This window comes from Streptomyces sp. NBC_01549, from assembly GCF_026339955.1.
In the GTDB taxonomy this organism is placed as follows: domain Bacteria; phylum Actinomycetota; class Actinomycetes; order Streptomycetales; family Streptomycetaceae; genus Streptomyces.
The window spans coordinates 6,816,661-6,831,971 of record NZ_JAPEPW010000001.1; the positions used below are offsets into that span (position 1 = coordinate 6,816,661).

The 15,311-nt window shown below is 70.8% G+C and carries 12 protein-coding genes; 8 read left to right on the plus strand and 4 right to left on the minus strand.

Annotation, left to right across the window (positions count from 1 at the left end):
• Positions 1 to 123: 123 nt before the first annotated feature.
• Both lysX and OG819_RS30400 read left to right on the plus strand, forming a co-directional pair.
• Entirely contained in the window at positions 124 to 3,411 is a 3,288-nt protein-coding gene (gene lysX, locus OG819_RS30395; RefSeq protein WP_266651772.1) for a bifunctional lysylphosphatidylglycerol synthetase/lysine--tRNA ligase LysX, read from the plus strand.
• A gap of 82 nt (positions 3,412 to 3,493) precedes the next feature.
• On the plus strand, positions 3,494 to 4,327 hold the full coding sequence (locus tag OG819_RS30400) for a polysaccharide deacetylase family protein (protein WP_266622314.1): 834 nt from the start codon (positions 3,494 to 3,496) through the stop codon (positions 4,325 to 4,327).
• 81 nt (positions 4,328 to 4,408) lie between these two features.
• Here the strand turns inward: OG819_RS30400 and OG819_RS30405 are convergent, their stop codons facing one another.
• Positions 4,409 to 5,071 carry a class F sortase gene (locus OG819_RS30405; RefSeq protein ID WP_266422069.1) on the minus strand — a complete coding sequence of 221 codons (663 nt, stop codon included), beginning with the start codon at positions 5,069 to 5,071 and terminating at the stop codon, positions 4,409 to 4,411.
• A gap of 331 nt (positions 5,072 to 5,402) precedes the next feature.
• Here OG819_RS30405 and OG819_RS30410 point away from each other — a divergent pair, with 331 nt between their 5' ends.
• On the plus strand, positions 5,403 to 6,287 hold the full coding sequence (locus OG819_RS30410) for a hypothetical protein (protein ID WP_266651774.1): 885 nt from the start codon (positions 5,403 to 5,405) through the stop codon (positions 6,285 to 6,287).
• Positions 6,288 to 6,377: 90 nt separating this feature from the next.
• Here OG819_RS30410 and OG819_RS30415 read toward each other — a convergent pair whose 3' ends face one another.
• The 3 genes from OG819_RS30415 to OG819_RS30425 all read right to left on the minus strand — a co-directional run bounded on the left by OG819_RS30415 (position 6,378) and on the right by OG819_RS30425 (position 8,537).
• Entirely contained in the window at positions 6,378 to 6,959 is a 582-nt protein-coding gene (locus OG819_RS30415) for a hypothetical protein (protein ID WP_266651776.1), read from the minus strand.
• Positions 6,960 to 7,181: 222 nt separating this feature from the next.
• Entirely contained in the window at positions 7,182 to 7,946 is a 765-nt protein-coding gene (locus OG819_RS30420; RefSeq protein WP_266622308.1) for a DUF4239 domain-containing protein, read from the minus strand.
• 15 nt (positions 7,947 to 7,961) lie between these two features.
• The gene (locus tag OG819_RS30425; RefSeq protein WP_266622306.1) at positions 7,962 to 8,537 is read right to left on the minus strand and encodes a hypothetical protein; all 576 of its coding nucleotides are present in this window, start codon (positions 8,535 to 8,537) and stop codon (positions 7,962 to 7,964) included.
• Between the two features lie 327 nt (positions 8,538 to 8,864).
• Between OG819_RS30425 and OG819_RS30430 the strand changes: the two genes are divergently transcribed.
• The 5 genes from OG819_RS30430 (at position 8,865) to OG819_RS30450 (ending at position 15,234) form a co-directional block, all read left to right on the plus strand.
• Complete coding sequence (locus OG819_RS30430) at positions 8,865 to 9,812, plus strand: SCO0930 family lipoprotein (RefSeq protein WP_266417504.1); 948 nt, start codon at positions 8,865 to 8,867, stop codon at positions 9,810 to 9,812.
• Between the two features lie 492 nt (positions 9,813 to 10,304).
• Complete coding sequence (locus OG819_RS30435) at positions 10,305 to 11,117, plus strand: SAM-dependent methyltransferase (protein ID WP_266580352.1); 813 nt, start codon at positions 10,305 to 10,307, stop codon at positions 11,115 to 11,117.
• A complete protein-coding gene (locus tag OG819_RS30440; protein ID WP_266651778.1) occupies positions 11,114 to 13,249 on the plus strand; it encodes an EAL domain-containing protein in 2,136 nt (711 codons plus the stop codon). The genes OG819_RS30435 and OG819_RS30440 overlap by 4 nt, the downstream gene beginning before the upstream one ends.
• Before the next feature lie 137 nt (positions 13,250 to 13,386).
• Positions 13,387 to 14,343, plus strand: a complete 957-nt coding sequence (locus OG819_RS30445; RefSeq protein WP_266651780.1) for an ATP-binding protein — start codon at positions 13,387 to 13,389, stop codon at positions 14,341 to 14,343.
• 66 nt (positions 14,344 to 14,409) lie between these two features.
• Positions 14,410 to 15,234, plus strand: coding sequence for an alpha/beta fold hydrolase (locus tag OG819_RS30450; protein ID WP_266651782.1), 825 nt, complete (start codon positions 14,410 to 14,412; stop codon positions 15,232 to 15,234).
• Positions 15,235 to 15,311: the final 77 nt, after the last annotated feature.

Genomic DNA, 15,311 nt, shown 5'->3' on the forward strand with positions numbered 1-15,311 from the left:
GCACGCGGCGGAACGGGTGAACTGTCCGGTGCCGCCGTCCGGCAGGACCGCCGTCCGCGTCGGCTACAAGCGGCGCCGACGCCCGACGGGCGGGTCCGGCCGAGGCTTCCTAGAGTCGACCACATGAGCCCCACCATGGAGGCCCGCGGACCGAGGGACGTCACGGGCCCCATACCGCCGCCCCGGGGCGGCCTCCTCAGCCGGGTGCCCGAAGGCTTCGCGGCCTTCTTCGGCGCCCTCTCGCTGCTCTGCGTCCTGCTCGCCTTCATCGCCCCGCTGCGCCGCCTGCTGCGCCCCGTCGTGAACTTCCTCGACCTGCTGATCGTCCCGGTCAGCGCCAACCTCGCGTACGCCGTCTTCCTCTTCCTGCTCGCCGCCGCGATCGCCGCCCGCAAGAAGATCGCCTGGTGGCTGGTCGTGGTCTACCTCGGCCTGCTGGTCTTCTTCGACATCGTCGGCCTGGCGATGGGCCTGTACGCCGAGTCGCTGCCGTCCTTCGTCGTCTGCGGACTGCTGCTGGTCCTCCTGATCGTGGCGCGCCGCGAGTTCTACGCCGACTCCCGGCGCGGCGCCGTGTGGCGCGCCCTGGTCGTCCTGCTCGTCGGGCTCGCCGTGGCGATCCTGATCGGCTGGGGCCTGGTCGAGTGGTTCCCCGGCACGCTGCCACGGGGCGAACGGCTGCTGTGGGCGGCCAGCCGGGTGTGCGGCGGGCTGGTCTCCAGCGGTTCGTTCAGCGGGAGTCCGCCCCGCAAGCTCTTCTTCGTCCTCGGCCTCCTCGGCGCCCTCGCCCTGCTCAACGCCGCCGCCGCCCTCTTCCGCTCCCAGCGCCTGGAGGCGGCCCTGCACGGCGACGACGAGGCCCGCATCCGCGCCCTGCTCCGGGCGTACGGCGCCGACGACTCCCTTGGCTACTTCGCCACCCGCCGCGACAAGGCCGTCGTCTTCTCACCCAGCGGCAAGGCCGCCGTCACCTACCGCGTCGAGGTCGGCGTCTGCCTGGCCAGCGGCGACCCCGTCGGCGACCGCGAGGCCTGGCCGCACGCCATCAAGGCGTGGCTCGACCTGTCCCGCCGCTACGCATGGGCGCCCGCCGTCATGGGCGCCTCCGAGGACGGCGCCAAGGCCTTCGCACGCGCCGGGCTCGGCGCGCTCCAGCTCGGTGACGAGGCGATCCTGTACGTCGCCGACTTCGACCTGGACGGCCGCGACATGCGCGTCACCCGCCAGGCCGTGCACCGCGTACGGCGCACCGGCGCGACCTGCCGGGTACGCCGCCACGCCGGCCTCACCGAAGAGGAGATGGAGGAGCTCATCGACAAGGCGGACGCCTGGCGCGACACCGAGACCGAGCGCGGCTTCTCCATGGCCCTGGACCGGCTCGGCGACCCCGCGGACGGCGACTGCCTCCTCGTCGAGGCACTGAGCCCCGACGGCAAGCTCCTCGCGCTGCTGTCCTTCGTGCCCTGGGGCAAGGACGGCATCTCCCTCGACCTCATGCGCCGCGACCGCAGCGCCCCGAACGGCGTCATGGAGTTCATGGCCGCCGAGGTGTGCGCGGCGGCCGGGAAGTTCGGCGTACGGCGCATCTCCCTCAACTTCGCGGTGTTCCGGTCGGTCTTCGAGGAGGGCGCCCGGATCGGTGCGGGGCCGGTGCTGCGGCTCTGGCGCGGACTGCTGCTCTTCTTCTCCCGGTGGTGGCAGTTGGAGGCCCTCTACCGGTCCAACGCGAAGTACCACCCCCAGTGGTATCCCCGTTACATCTGTTACGGCGACGCAGGCTCCCTCGCCCGCATCGGCCTGGCCTCCGGCATCGCCGAGGGCTTCGTCTCCGTGCCCTCGCTGCGCAAGCTCTGGGGCAAGCGGCACCCGAGGACCGGGCCCCAGCCCGCGACCACCGCGGGCCAGCCCCCGCTGTCGGCCCCCGGCCTCGACGAGGGCAAGGAGGCGGCGGCCGCCGATCCGACCGCGGGCCTGCCGGAACAGGTCCGCGTCCGCCACCGCACACTCGACCGGCTGCGCGCCGGCGGCACCGACCCCTACCCGGTGGGCACCGCGCCCCGCACCCACACGCTCGCCGAGGTCCGCGCCGAACCGGCCGGGCAGCAGGTGACCGTCGCCGGGCGCGTCATCCTCGTACGCGACTTCGGCGGGATCGTGTTCGCCGTCCTGCGTGACTGGTCCGGCGACCTCCAGCTCGCCCTCACCCGGCTGGAGTCCGGACCCGAGCTCATCCGGTTCCGCCAGGACGTCGACATCGGCGACCACATCACCGCCGACGGTCTCGTCGGCGTCAGCGACCTGGGCGAACCGACCGTCTTCGGCTCCTCCTGGCAGCTCATCGGCAAGTGCCTGCGCCCGCTGCCCGACAAGCGCCGGGGCCTCGCGGACCCCGAGGCGAGGGTGCGCCGCCGCTTTCTCGACCTGGTGTCCAGCCCCGACGCCCGCGAGGTCCTGCGGGCGCGCTCCACGGCCGTACAGGCGCTGCGCCAGGGCCTGCTGGACCGGGGCTACCTCGAGGTCGAGACGCCGATGCTCCAGCAGATCCACGGCGGCGCCAACGCCCGCCCGTTCACCACCCACATCAACGCCTACGACCTGAACATGTATCTGCGCATCGCCCCCGAGCTCTACCTCAAGCGGCTGTGCGTGGGCGGCCTGGAGAAGGTCTTCGAGCTGGGCCGCACTTTCCGCAACGAGGGCGTCTCCTACAAGCACAACCCCGAGTTCACCATGCTGGAGGCCTACCAGGCGTTCGCCGACTACGACGTGATGCTCGACCTCACCCGCGAACTGATCCAGGGCGCCGCGACCGCCGCGTTCGGCGAGCCCGTCGCCCACAAGGGCGGCGCCGAGTACGACCTCTCCGGCCCGTGGCCGGTCAAGACGGTGTACGGCGCGATCTCGGAGGCACTGGGGGAGGAGGTGGACCCCGGCACGCCCGTGTCGGCCCTGCACCGGCTGTGCGACCGTGCGGGAGTGCCGTATCGGCCGGACGAGGGAACCGGTGAGGTCGCCCTGGAGATGTACGAACGGCTGGTCGAGGAGAAGACCCTGCTGCCCACGTTCTACAAGGACTTCCCGACCGACGTCTCCCCGCTCAGCCGGCAGCACCGCACCGACCCGCGCCTCGCCGAGCGCTGGGACCTCGTCGCCTTCGGCATCGAACTGGGCACCGCCTACTCGGAGTTGACCGACCCCGTGGAGCAGCGGCGGCGGCTGACCGCACAGTCGCTGCGGGCCGCCGGGGGAGATCCCGAGGCGATGGAGCTCGACGAGGACTTCCTGGACGCGCTGGAGTACGCGATGCCGCCGACCGGCGGCCTCGGCATCGGCGTGGACCGGCTGGTCATGTTCCTCACGGGGCTGACGATTCGGGAGACGCTGCCGTTCCCCCTGGTGCGTAGGCGCTGAGCTTGGTCCCAACGGGTGCTTTCCCGCGTCCGCACCGGTGTTGCTCAGCCGCGGTGTGCCTCTAATGGGCGACTGATTAATCATGAAAAAGGATAAGCTGTTCACGCGGCGCCGGGCGTTGATCGCCGGTGCCGCCTTCCTGGGGGCGGCGGGTGCCCGCATCCTCACGGCCGATCCGACCGGGAGCCCGGTGCGCGGCACGCCCGCGGCTGGGGGCCCGCAGGCGCGCCAGGCGCTCAAGCCCTCCGCCTACCGCCTCGAGCCGATGACCGGGTTCACTCCGCGGCGCCCGACGGCCGGCAAGCCCGCCGTCCGGCGCGAGCCGATCCTGCGCGTGAGCGGGCGCGGTCGTGCCATGGTGCTGACCTTCGACGACGGACCTGATCCGCGCTACACCCCGAGCATTCTGCGCACTCTGCGCAAGCACGACGTACGGGCGATGTTCTTCGTGTGCGGGGAGATGGCCGTCGACAACAAGGACCTGCTCGCCGAGATGGCCGACGACGGGCACATCGTGGGCAACCACACCTGGACGCACCCGTTGCTGACCGCGCTCGGACGCTCCGAGATCCGCTCCGAGATCGCGCGCACCAGCGATGTCATCGAGGACGCGTACGGCGAACGTCCCGTCTGGTTCCGTGCGCCCTACGGGGCCTGGAACCGGGCGACCTTCCAGATCGGCGCCGACCTCGGCATGGAGCCGCTGGCCTGGACGGTCGACAGCCTCGACTGGACCACCCCGGGTACCGCCACCATCATCTCCCGGGTGGAGGAGGGAGCCGCGCCCGGCGTCATCGTCCTCTCCCACGACGCGGGCGGTGACCGCTCCCAGACCGTGCGCGCCCTGCGCGACTACCTCCCCGAACTCCTCGACTCCGGGTACCACATCACGGTGCCGCGCCGTCAGAACTCCTGAGCCGGGACTGAACGGGCGCGTCCGCCCCCCGACTTCGCCGAAGGGCCCGGGAACACTTCCCGGGCCCTTCGGCGGAGAGTTTCAGCGGACCTCGACCAGGCGGGCGAACACGACGACGTTGCCTTCGTAGCCGTGCTGCTTGGAGAAGCCGCCGCCGCAGGTGATGACCCGCAATTCCGGGGTGCCCTTGCTGCCGTACACCCGGTCGCCGGGGAAGTTCTTCTTCTCGAACACATCGACGCCGTAGATCTCGAATGTGGCGGTCTTCCCGTCTCTTCGCTGGACCTCGACCCGGTTTCCCTTCTTGAGCGCGCCGAGTCCGTAGAAGACGGCCGGTCCCTGCTTGTTGTCCACATGGCCCACGATCACGGCCGTGCCCTTCTCACCGGGCGACACCGCACCGGTGAACCAACCGGCGAGATTGGCATTCTCGGGCGGCGGCGCGTCGACCCAGCCAGCCGAGTCGAGACCCACCGGCACGACCGGGGCATTCACCTGGATCGCCGGGATCCGGACCCGGTCCACCGCGGAGTACGGCAACGCGGCAGGCGCGTTGGAGACAGGGGCGACGGGTGTCCGGCTGTCCGCTGCCGCCGCCGTCGCGGGCTGCGGAGGGCCCACGTCGAACTCACCGGAACCATTCCGGATGAGTGCGAGGCCGGTCAGCAGAACAAGCGCTATCACGCCCCACGGGGCGCGCTTCCTCTGCCGCTCCTCCTCTTCGGCCACCTCGGACGCAAACATTCGCAATCCCCTCTCGACGCTGCCGTCGCCGCGTCCGTCGCGCATACGAGAACGCTAAGTGCAGCATGTCCGGCGGGCGACGGGGCGCGGGCGAACGGGTGTCGGGTGCCGGTGTGGTGAGCCATCCGAGTTGCCGAGGGAAGGAATTTTCTAACGGTCCGTGACCTGCGGCAATATCCGATTATATGGAAATCCTTCGGCGTGTCTTCTCACCAGGACGGACCATTCTCGAAATGCGGCCCTGTGCATGGCATCTGAGGGTCTGTATGGGAGGCGCTTTCTCGCCGATCAACCGGGGACGGTTCCCGGGGCGTCTTCCGCGGAGGATCACATGCGTACTACTCGTGCCCTGGCGGTATCTGCCGCCGTGGTCGCCGCGGTGGGGCTCGCCGCCCCGGCGGCGACGGCATCGAATGAACCGGGCAGCAGCGAGCCGAGCAGCAGTGAATCGAGCAACAGCGAGCGACTGGGCAACCCCGGTGGACCGGGCGCCGGCACTGGGCTGGACAACAACGGCACAGCGGTCGGCGGCGGTGGGGTGGTCGGCGGGGGTGGGGTCGTCGGCGGCGGTGGGGTGATCGGCGGTGGGGGAGTGGTCGGTGGTGGGGTGATCGGCGGTGGGGGAGTGGTCGGTGGTGGGGTGATCGGCGGCGGTCGCCCAGGTGACTTCGGCCGGTTCAATGACAACGGCCGGTTCAATGACAACCGTCGGTTCGAAGACAACCGTCGGTTCGAAGACAACGGCCGGTTCGAAGACAACGGCCGGTTCGAAGACAACGGCCGGTTCGAAGACAACGGCAGGCCGGGCAATTACGAGGTGCGGAACATCCTCGTCCGGCCCAGTGTCATCGCCCGGGGCGGCCTGCTGTCGATCACCGTGATCGGCGAGGCATGCCTGAGGCCCGGCAGCACGGTCTCCTCGCGGGTCTTCCCCACCACCCGGCTGCGCCGGGCGGGTGGCGACACGTCCATCGCGACGGTCAGGGTCGACCGTTTCGCGCGCTCGGGGTCGTACGACGTTACGGCCCGATGCGACAACCGACGGCTGACCCGACCGGCCGCCTTCACCGTCATCGGCAGTGTCAACGGTGGTCTCGGCGGCAGCACCGGTGGAGCGGCACCCGCCGACATCGCGATCGGCGGCGGACTGCTGAGCGCCGGCGTCATCGGCGGTGGGGTGTTCTGGGTGCGCCGCAGGTCCGAGCGGCGGACCTGATCGGTGCCGTCACCCAGGGCAGTTCCACGCGGAGCGCGTGGGTGACAGTCCTTCGCCCCGGATCTTCCCGGCGAGATCCGGGGCGAGCGGTCAGGACTCATCGTCCGTGGCCCGGCGGCGCGACATGGACCACGCGGTGCCGACACAGCCGGCGATGAGCGCGGTGCCCAGGCAGATCTCCTTGAGGTCGAAACCACCACCGACGCTCCCGCCGACACCGGCCTTGGCGCCCCGCTGCACGGGGGCCGGGAGCTGGCTCTGGCCGGTGTGGCCGCCGGTTTCGGAACGGCCGGACGCGATGGTGAGCTCGGTGTGCCCGCTCTCGTTGCCGCACTGGAACGTCACCTCGTACACGGCGCCCGCTCTGGCGTCCCCGTCGATCAGGGCCGTCGCCGACGACTGCCCCTTGGGGATCGTGACGGTGTCGAAGACTCCCGAGGAGACCCTGGTGACGGAGTCGCAGCTCTCCGCGTTCAGCCGGAGCCGGCCGCCCGCCGCGACGCTCTGTGGCTGCACGTTGAAGCCGAACGAGGTGATGTTGTTGTTGCCCCGGCCACTGTCGCGGCCGCCGTCACTGTTTCCGTCGCCGTTTCCGGCGAGAGCGGCGGATGCGGAAAGGGTCAGGGCGGTCACGCTCAGCAGTGCGGCCGAAGCGACGCGTATCGCGTGCATGGTGAGCCTCCGGGTCTCCGAGGAGCCTTGCTGCGGACCTTCCGCCTGCGTCTGAAATGCGCCTCGATGTTCGAAACGCTAGGAAGGCGTACACGTGAGCGCGATCGCTGTAGCGCGAATGGGGTAACAGTGTGGACCGTACGGGTGACGCGTATGTGCGAACGGGGGACGGATGCGGCGTGGCGTCCGTCCCCCGACCCTCCGGTCGCTAAAGCGGGCCCGTCACCGCGGGAGGTGCGGGAACAGCGCCGTGAACGGTTCCGCCGAGGCCGTGATCCCCCGGCTGTAGGGTGCGTCGAAGTCCCAGATCAGGAAGAGCAGGAACGCGATCAGGGCGGAGAAGAGCCCGGCGAGGATCAGTTCCCGCTTGGTGCGCCGGATCTGCAGCGCGAACACCATCCCGATGGTGACGACGGCGCCGGTGATCAGCCCGAACCACACCACGCCCGGCATGGTCGCGTCCGTCGAGTCGGCGCGGGCGTTGCGTGCCGCGTCGGCCACGGTCACCTGGTCGACCATCGGCTGGTAGGCCTGAGCCTCGAAGTCCGACTTCGGCCGGTAGTCGCTGACGTCCTGGCGGACGACCTCGAAGAGCTGTCCGCCCTTGGCGGTGACATGGCCCTGGTCGGCCATGGTCTTCCACTCGCTTTTGACGACGTAACCGACGTACGCGTCGACATCGCCGCGGATGCGGTCGCGCACGTCCGGCGGGTAGACCCGGACGCGCTCCGAGATCTCGTGCAGGGCCTGGGCCTCCGCCTGCACATGGTCCTGGGCGGCGCTGCGGGCCTCCCAGACACCGGCGATGGCCAGTCCCAGGACGATGGCGTAGACCACGCCGATCATCATGGTCATGTATTCGATCACGTCCGGGGTCTCGGACGGATCCTCGTCATCGGGGGCCCTGCGGGTACGTACGAGTGACACGACGAGGACGACGACGCACGCCGCCGCCATCGCGAGGACGAGAACAAGCCATTCCGACAAGGATGCCTCCAGGGGTCAGCGTGGACGCAGCGCCGCGACGGCGAGCAACGCGGGCACGGTGACGAGCAGGGTGAGCGAGACCAGGGACGGTCCGCTGCGGGGCGAGTGCTTGCGCGTCGGGGCGCGGTAGGCCGGATAACTCACCGGGGTCGCCGACGGTTTGGGCCGCGCCTTGGGCGTGGGCGTGGGTGAGGGCGTCGGCGTGGGCCTTGGCTTCGGTGCCGGCGGGGGCGCCGGCCTCGGCGGTGGCGCCACGACGGGGGGCCGCGGGGTCGGCGAGGCGGGCGGAGGCGGTGGCGGGGGAGTCGGGGGCGGGGGCTTCGGCCTGGTCCTGGGCGGGGGCGCCGGGGGTGGTGGGGGCGGTGGCTTCGGAGTTGGTGGGGACGTGGGCGAGGGCGGCGGCGGGCTGATGGTGCAGAGGCCGTCGCCGGCCACCGCCACCGCGTCCGTGCCGTCCGGGCCGATCGAGGCGTACGCGCAGGAGTCGGCGACCGCCGCCGAGGCCGGCGCGCCGCCGATGATCCAGGTCAGCGTCAGCAGCGCCAACACCCGTATGACGAGGGCGGACCGGGTCCGCTGTGGTCCATGCACGACGGAGATCATGGGGCGTATCGCGCCCACGCACGCCGGAGCGACGGGTATTGCCCCCGAACGAAGGACATGCGGCGCGGAGTGGTTTGACGTCCCCGGGGGGACACGGTCACCGAGGTGCGCACAGGTGTCCGAGAAACGCGGTCTCGAGGCCACCGTCCGAGTGGCGCCACACGGCGTGGAGTCGGCGTGGCGTGGGCGCGTCACAGCGTCCGGAAAGTTTTTTGTGCGCCCGTTGAACACATCCGCCACTCCCGCCCGTACCTAGGGCCATGCGCGGCGCAGCAGGGCGCTGCAACCCTTAATGCGAACAGTGGGAGTTACCCAATGAAGACCTCCTGGCGGAGCGCCTCACTCGTAGCGACAGCTGCGGCCGTGCTGGCGCTCACGACGGCGTGCGGTCAGGAATCGGGCACCCAGTCGACGGGGAGCCAGAACGTGGGCGCCGCCGCGGCTGCCAACGGTTACGGTCAGGCCACCAGCAGCAGCACCACTTCTCCCAACGGCTACGGCGCCGACCAGCAGAGCGCCGCCCCCAAGGCGGAATCCGCAGGTCAGCTGGCCGTCGCGGAGAGCACGACGCTCGGCAAGGTGCTGACCGACAGCGCCGGGTTCACCCTGTACCGCTTCGAAAAGGACACCGCCGAGCCGCCCAAGTCGAACTGCGACGGCGACTGCGCGACCGCTTGGCCGCCCGTTCCCGCCGACGGTGCCGTGGCCGCCACCGGTGTGGACAAGGCCCTGCTCGGCGAGGTCACCCGCTCGGACGGCACCAAGCAGCTGACGATCGGCGGCTGGCCGATGTACCGGTACGCCAAGGACACCAAGGCCGGTGACACCAACGGCCAGGGCGTCGGCGGCACTTGGTACGCCTCCGCCCCCGATGGCAAGAAGGCGACCCTGGCCTCCCTGCCGGGCCTGTCGACCCGCAACGACCCCAAGCTCGGCGAGATCGTCGTCGACAAGAACGGCAGGACGGTCTACCGCTTCCTGAAGGACCAGGCCTGGCCCGTTCCGAAGTCCGCCTGCACCGGTGCCTGCCTGGAGAAGTGGCCCGTCGTGGCCCCGGTCTCCGCCAATGACACCAAGGGCGTGCAGAAGAAGGGCCTGATGGGCTTCACCCGCCCGGACGGCGCCAAGCAGATGACCGTCAACTGCTGGCCCATTTACACCTTCTCCGGTGACAAGGCCGCCGGGGACACCAACGGTCAGGGCGTGGGCGGCACGTGGTACGCCGTCGCCCCCGACGGAAAGCCGGTCGGCGCGCCGAAGTAGAGGATCACCTCCCCAGGGTTGATCGACCTCGCCCGGAACAACGGATCGCGGAAGGGAGGTGGATCAGGACTGGCGAGTGTGCCGGACGAACGGAACAACGCGTACGACCTGGGTCCGCCCCCTCCGCACCGCACGGAGGGGGCGGGCCGCTTGGCGTTCTGGGACCGCGCGCCGCGCGCGGATCACCGCGCGGTTCACTCGCCGTGGGAAGGCCCGTGAGTTTTCCACACCGGGGATACCCGACACCCCCGATACCGTCGCGACGCTTCGTAACCCCCGCGAACTTTTTGGAATGCTTCGCATCGATTTCGCGGTGACAGCGGACGGCGTGTTCGACTGACCTGCACCGGGTGCCAATTCGGCACATGCCCGAGGCAGTGACGGTGAACGGACGGTCAATTTCCGTTTTGACTCGCTCCTTTGGCGGGCGATCAGTAGCCTCAGCTCGAACACCGGATCGCCTACGTCGTCGACTACGCCTTGGAGAGATAGATGGAGCGTCCCGCCTGGGCCCCCCGCAGCATTGACATCTCGGTGCCGAGCGTGTCCCGTATCTATGACTACTACCTGGGTGGTTCGCACAACTTCGAGGTCGACCGGGAAGCCGCGCGCAAGGCGATGGAGTTCATGCCGGGACTGCCCAAGATCATGCAGGCGAACAGGGCGTTCATGCGCCGTGCCGTGCGTTTCGCGGCCGACGAGGGGATCGACCAGTTCCTCGACATCGGATCCGGCATCCCGACCTTCGGCAACGTCCACGAGATCGCCCAGACGGCCAGGCCCGGCGCGCACGTCGTGTACGTGGACCACGACCCGGTGGCCGTCGCGCACAGCGAGGCCGTCCTGCGGGACAACGAGGACGCGGACGTGGTCGCGGCCGATCTGCTCAAGCCCCAGGAGATCCTGGCGACCGCCCAGGTGCAGCGGTTGATCGACCTGAACCGTCCGGTGGCCCTCCTCCTCGTTGCCATACTGCACTTCGTGGAGGACGCGGACGACCCGTACGGTGCGGTGGCCGAGCTGCGCGACGCGCTGGCGCCGGGCAGCCTGCTCGTGCTCACGCATGCCTCGTACGAGGGAATCCCGCTTCCGGCGGAGCGGGCCGAGGGCGCGGTCGACGTGTACAAGGACATCCGCAACCCGCTGATCATGCGCTCGCGCGAGGAGATCGCGCGGTTCTTCGAGGGGTACGACATGGTGGAACCCGGTCTGGTGCCGATGCCGAGCTGGCGGCCCGACACGGCACCCGAGGACGAGGATCCTTATTCCTTCTCGGGGTTCGCCGGCGTGGGGCGCACGGCGTGACCGGCGAGCCGGACGGACCGGAGGACAGACTGCGCAGGTTCGCGACGATCTGGAGCCGGGCGGTCTTCCCGGTGACCTCCACGTCGCTGACCCGGCCGGAGCTGGAGCAGCAACTCCTGCCACTCGCACGGCGGTTGAGCGACACGTTGAAGGCGAGGAGCTTCGACGCGACCGAGGGCCAGGCGGTCGGTGCCGCACTCGTCGCCGCGCACTGCACCGACCCCGAGGCGCTCAGCCGCACCCTCGACTGCGTCGACGCCTATCTGGTGCTCTACTGCGGCGAGGACGGGCCCCAGGAGGCCCTGCGGACCCGCTCGGCGCGTCTGCAGCACGCCATGGCGGCGGGCTTCGCCGGGGCACTGCGGGAGCGGACGCTCGCCGAGCAGGAGGCCATCTCCCAGGCGACGTTGAACGCGCGCAGCGCGGTGGCCGAGGCACTGCACGCGAGCGAGGCCCGGTTCCGCGCGGTCTTCGAGGGCGCGGCCATAGGAATCGGCATCGCCGACCTCGAAGGCAACATACTGCAGGTCAATGGAGCCCTGCTGCGTATGTTCGGCGGTTGCGAGCAGGTCGTGCGCGGCCGCAAGGTACCCGAGTGGACACATCCCGAGGACGCTCCCCAAATCCGGCGCCTGTACAAGGAGTTGGTACACGGCGAGCGCGAGCACTACCACGTCGAAAAAGCCTTCTACCGGCCCGACGGCACCGCCCTGTGGACCAACCTGACGGTGTCGCTGCTGCGCGACGCGGACGGCCAGCCGCAGTACCAGCTCGCCCTCATGGAGGACACCACCGAGCGGCGGCTGCTCAATCTGCGGCTGCGTTACGAGGCCACCCACGACGCGCTCACCGGCCTGCCCAACCGGACCCTCTTCTTCGAACGCCTGGAGAAGGCACTGTCCGCGGGCAAGGACCAGCGTTTCGGTCTGTGCTACCTCGACCTCGACGGCTTCAAGACCATCAACGACAGCCTCGGGCACGCGGCCGGCGACCGGCTGCTCGTCGAGGTCGCCGACCGGCTGCAGTCCTGCGCGACCGCCCCCGGCGAGATGGTCGCCCGGCTCGGCGGCGACGAGTTCGTGGCCCTCACCACCGGGCCCGACACCGAGCGCGAGGTGGACGCGCTCGCCGACCGCATCATGAACGCCCTCGTCACTCCGGTGCGCATCGACGGCCGGGAACTGACGGTCCGCGGCAGCATCGGCATCGTCGAGGGCCCGGCGGGCGAGCGCGGCCCGGCGGAGGTGCTGCGCAGCGCCGACATCACGATGTACCGCGCCAAGTCCGCGGGCGGCAACCGCTTCGAGCTCGCCGACCCGGAGGCCGACGCCCGCGCCATCACCCGGCACGGGCTCACCACCGCCCTCCCGGCGGCACTCGACCGGGGCGAGTTCTTCATCGAGTACCAGCCGCTCGTGCACCTCGGCGACGGCAGTGTGCACGGCGCGGAGGCGCTGGTGCGCTGGCTGCATCCGCAGCACGGCGTCCTCGGGCCCGACCGGTTCATCCCGCTCGCCGAGCACACCGGGCTGATCGTGCCGCTCGGCCGCTGGGTCCTGGAGCAGTCGGTCCGCCAGGCCCGCCAATGGCAGGAACGACACGCTGACGCGGGCCCGCTGCGGATCAACGTCAACCTCTCGCCCTGCCAGCTGACCCACCCGGGCCTGGTCCAGGACACGGTCGACATCCTGGAGCGTGAAGGACTCGACGCCGACGTGCTCTGCCTGGAGGTCACCGAGTCCGCGCTGATCGGCGCCGACGACGACCTCCTGAAGCCGCTGCGACGTCTCGCCGAGATGGGCGTCGACATCGCCCTCGACGACTTCGGCACCGGCTACTCCAACCTCGCGAACCTCCGCCGCCTGCCCGTGAGCATCCTCAAGCTGGACCGCTCCTTCACCCAGGGCATGCAGCAGTTCCCGGCGGACCCCGTCGACCTCAAGATCGTCGAGGGGATCGTTTCGCTCGCCCACAGCCTCGACCTCGCGGTCACGGTGGAAGGCGTCGAAACGGGCGCGCAGGCCGAGCAGTTGCGGATACTGGGCTGCGACACGGCCCAGGGCTGGTACTACGCCCGCCCGGGCCCACCGGAGCGGTTGCACGAGTTGGCGCTGGTGGACGCCACCGGCTGATCGACCGGACGGGCCTGGGGGGTGATCCGAACGACACCCCCCAGGGCCGGCGTGGTCTCCTGGAACGGAGAGCGCGCCGCCGTCCGTGGCCCCGTAGCGGGGGCGGCGTCGCGGAGGAATCGGGGGAGGAGTGGCGCATGGCGGGCGAGCAGCCGATCGTGGGCCGGGAGGCGGAGTTCGTCGAGCTCTCCCGGCTGGCCGCGTCGCCCGACGGCCGGGCTCTGCTGCTGCGCGGCGAGGCGGGCGTCGGCAAGAGCGTCCTGCTGGACGCCGCCGCCGCGCACGCCACCGCGCTCGGGCACCGCGTCGTCCGCGCGGCCGGGGTGGAGGCCGAGACGCAGCTGCCGTTCGCGGGCCTGCACCAGCTGCTGTACCCGCTGCTCCCGGAGGCCGCCGACCTGGACCAGGTCACCCGGGGCGCCTTCGACACCGTGTTCGGGCGTACGACGGGCGAGGCGCCCTCCGTGATGGCCCTGGGCATCGCCGTGCTCGATCTGCTGGCGCTGGTCTCCGGAGACGTACCGCTGCTGGTGGTCGTCGACGACGCGCACTGGTTCGACCCGCAGAGCGCCGAGGTGGGCCGGTTCATCGCCCGCCGCCTGTCCGCGCACGCCGTGCGAATGGCCATCGGCGTACGGGAGGACATCCCTTCCGCGTGGGACGCGGCCGGACTGCCAGAGCTGGCCGTCCCCGCGCTGGCGGCCGGGGCGGCCGCGGCCCTCCTCGACGCGCACGCCCCGCACCTCCGGGAGGCCGTCCGCCGTCAGGTCCTCGACCAGGCACAAGGCAACCCGCTCGCCCTGCTGGAACTGCCGCGCGCCCTCGACGAAGGCACCGCCCGCGGCGCGGAGCCGGGTGAACTGCCGCTCTCCCGGCGGCTGGAACAGCTCTACGGCGACCGGTTTCCTCTCCCCGCGCACGGTCGGCGCGCATCTCTACCGGGTCTTCCCCAAGCTGGGCATCTCCTCGCGGGCGTCGCTGCGGGACGCGCTGGCGGAGGCGGGGCACTCCACCGAAGGTGGATGAGTCCCGACCCGCACGGACACCGCCCTACGTCGGTCACCACAGTCATTCGACCGATTCGGCGGGCATGACTGCCGAAGGAGTCTGGACTCATCGCGCCGCCCCCGGGGCGGCCCCGAGAAGTCCAGGAGAAGGCCATGTCCGACCCGCGCACCCCGCTCGTTCTCATCCACGGCCTGTGGCTGCACGCCGGCTCGTGGCAGCCGTGGATCGACCTGGCCGAGGAGCACGGCTACGCGCCGCTGGCACCCGGCTGGCCCGGCGAGGCCGACACCGTCGCCGAGGCGCGGCGCCGCCCCGAGGCCGTCGCCGGGCTCGGCATCGACGACGTCACCGAGCACTACGCCGGGATCATCCGCTCCCTCGACCGTCCGCCGGTGCTCATCGGACACTCCTTCGGCGGACTGATCGCGCAGAAACTGCTCGGTGCGGGCCTGGGCCGGGCCGCGGTGGCCATCGACCCGGCCCAGATCAAGGGCGTCAAGGCGCTGCCGCCGGCCCAGTTGCGAGCGGGCTTCCCCGTCCTGGGCAACCCCGCCAACCGGCGCCGCGCCGTTTCCCTGACCGCCGCGCAGTTCCGCTACGGCTTCGGCAACGCGCTGGAGGAGACCGAGTCCGACGACCTGTACGAACGCCTCACCATTCCCTCGCCGGGGCGGCCGCTGTTCGAAGCCGCGTTCGCCAACTTCGCGCGGCGCTCCCCGGCGGCCGTGGCCACCGGCAATGCGGACCGCGGGCGGCTCCTGCTGATCTCCGGCCAGGCCGACCACACCGTTCCCGATGTCGTGACCCGCTCGGCATACAAGCTCTACGGAGACTCGTCGGCGGTCACCGAGCTCAAGCAGTTCCCCGACCGGGGCCACTCCCTGGTCGTCGACCACGGCTGGCGGACGGTGGCCGAGTACGTCCTGCGGTGGCTGTCCGAGCAGGGCATCCAGGGTCGGGACGCCTCACACGTCTGACCCCGGGCGCGCCTGGATCCGTGGCGCGCCTCATTTCACCGGTCGAAGTGATCAAAGTAATCAAAGCAGTCGAAGCA

Excerpts from the sequence above, each read along its gene's own strand:
- OG819_RS30445 (WP_266651780.1), top strand. The coding sequence starts at position 13,387 with ATGGCGGGCGAGCAGCCGATCGTGGGCCGGGAGGCGGAGTTCGTCGAG.
- OG819_RS30405 (WP_266422069.1), bottom strand. The coding sequence starts at position 5,071 with ATGTTTGCGTCCGAGGTGGCCGAAGAGGAGGAGCGGCAGAGGAAGCGC.
- OG819_RS30435 (WP_266580352.1), top strand. The coding sequence starts at position 10,305 with ATGGAGCGTCCCGCCTGGGCCCCCCGCAGCATTGACATCTCGGTGCCG.
- OG819_RS30450 (WP_266651782.1), top strand. The coding sequence starts at position 14,410 with ATGTCCGACCCGCGCACCCCGCTCGTTCTCATCCACGGCCTGTGGCTG.
- OG819_RS30400 (WP_266622314.1), top strand. The coding sequence starts at position 3,494 with ATGAAAAAGGATAAGCTGTTCACGCGGCGCCGGGCGTTGATCGCCGGT.
- lysX (WP_266651772.1), top strand. The coding sequence starts at position 124 with ATGAGCCCCACCATGGAGGCCCGCGGACCGAGGGACGTCACGGGCCCC.
- OG819_RS30415 (WP_266651776.1), bottom strand. The coding sequence starts at position 6,959 with ATGCACGCGATACGCGTCGCTTCGGCCGCACTGCTGAGCGTGACCGCC.
- OG819_RS30410 (WP_266651774.1), top strand. The coding sequence starts at position 5,403 with ATGCGTACTACTCGTGCCCTGGCGGTATCTGCCGCCGTGGTCGCCGCG.
- OG819_RS30430 (WP_266417504.1), top strand. The coding sequence starts at position 8,865 with ATGAAGACCTCCTGGCGGAGCGCCTCACTCGTAGCGACAGCTGCGGCC.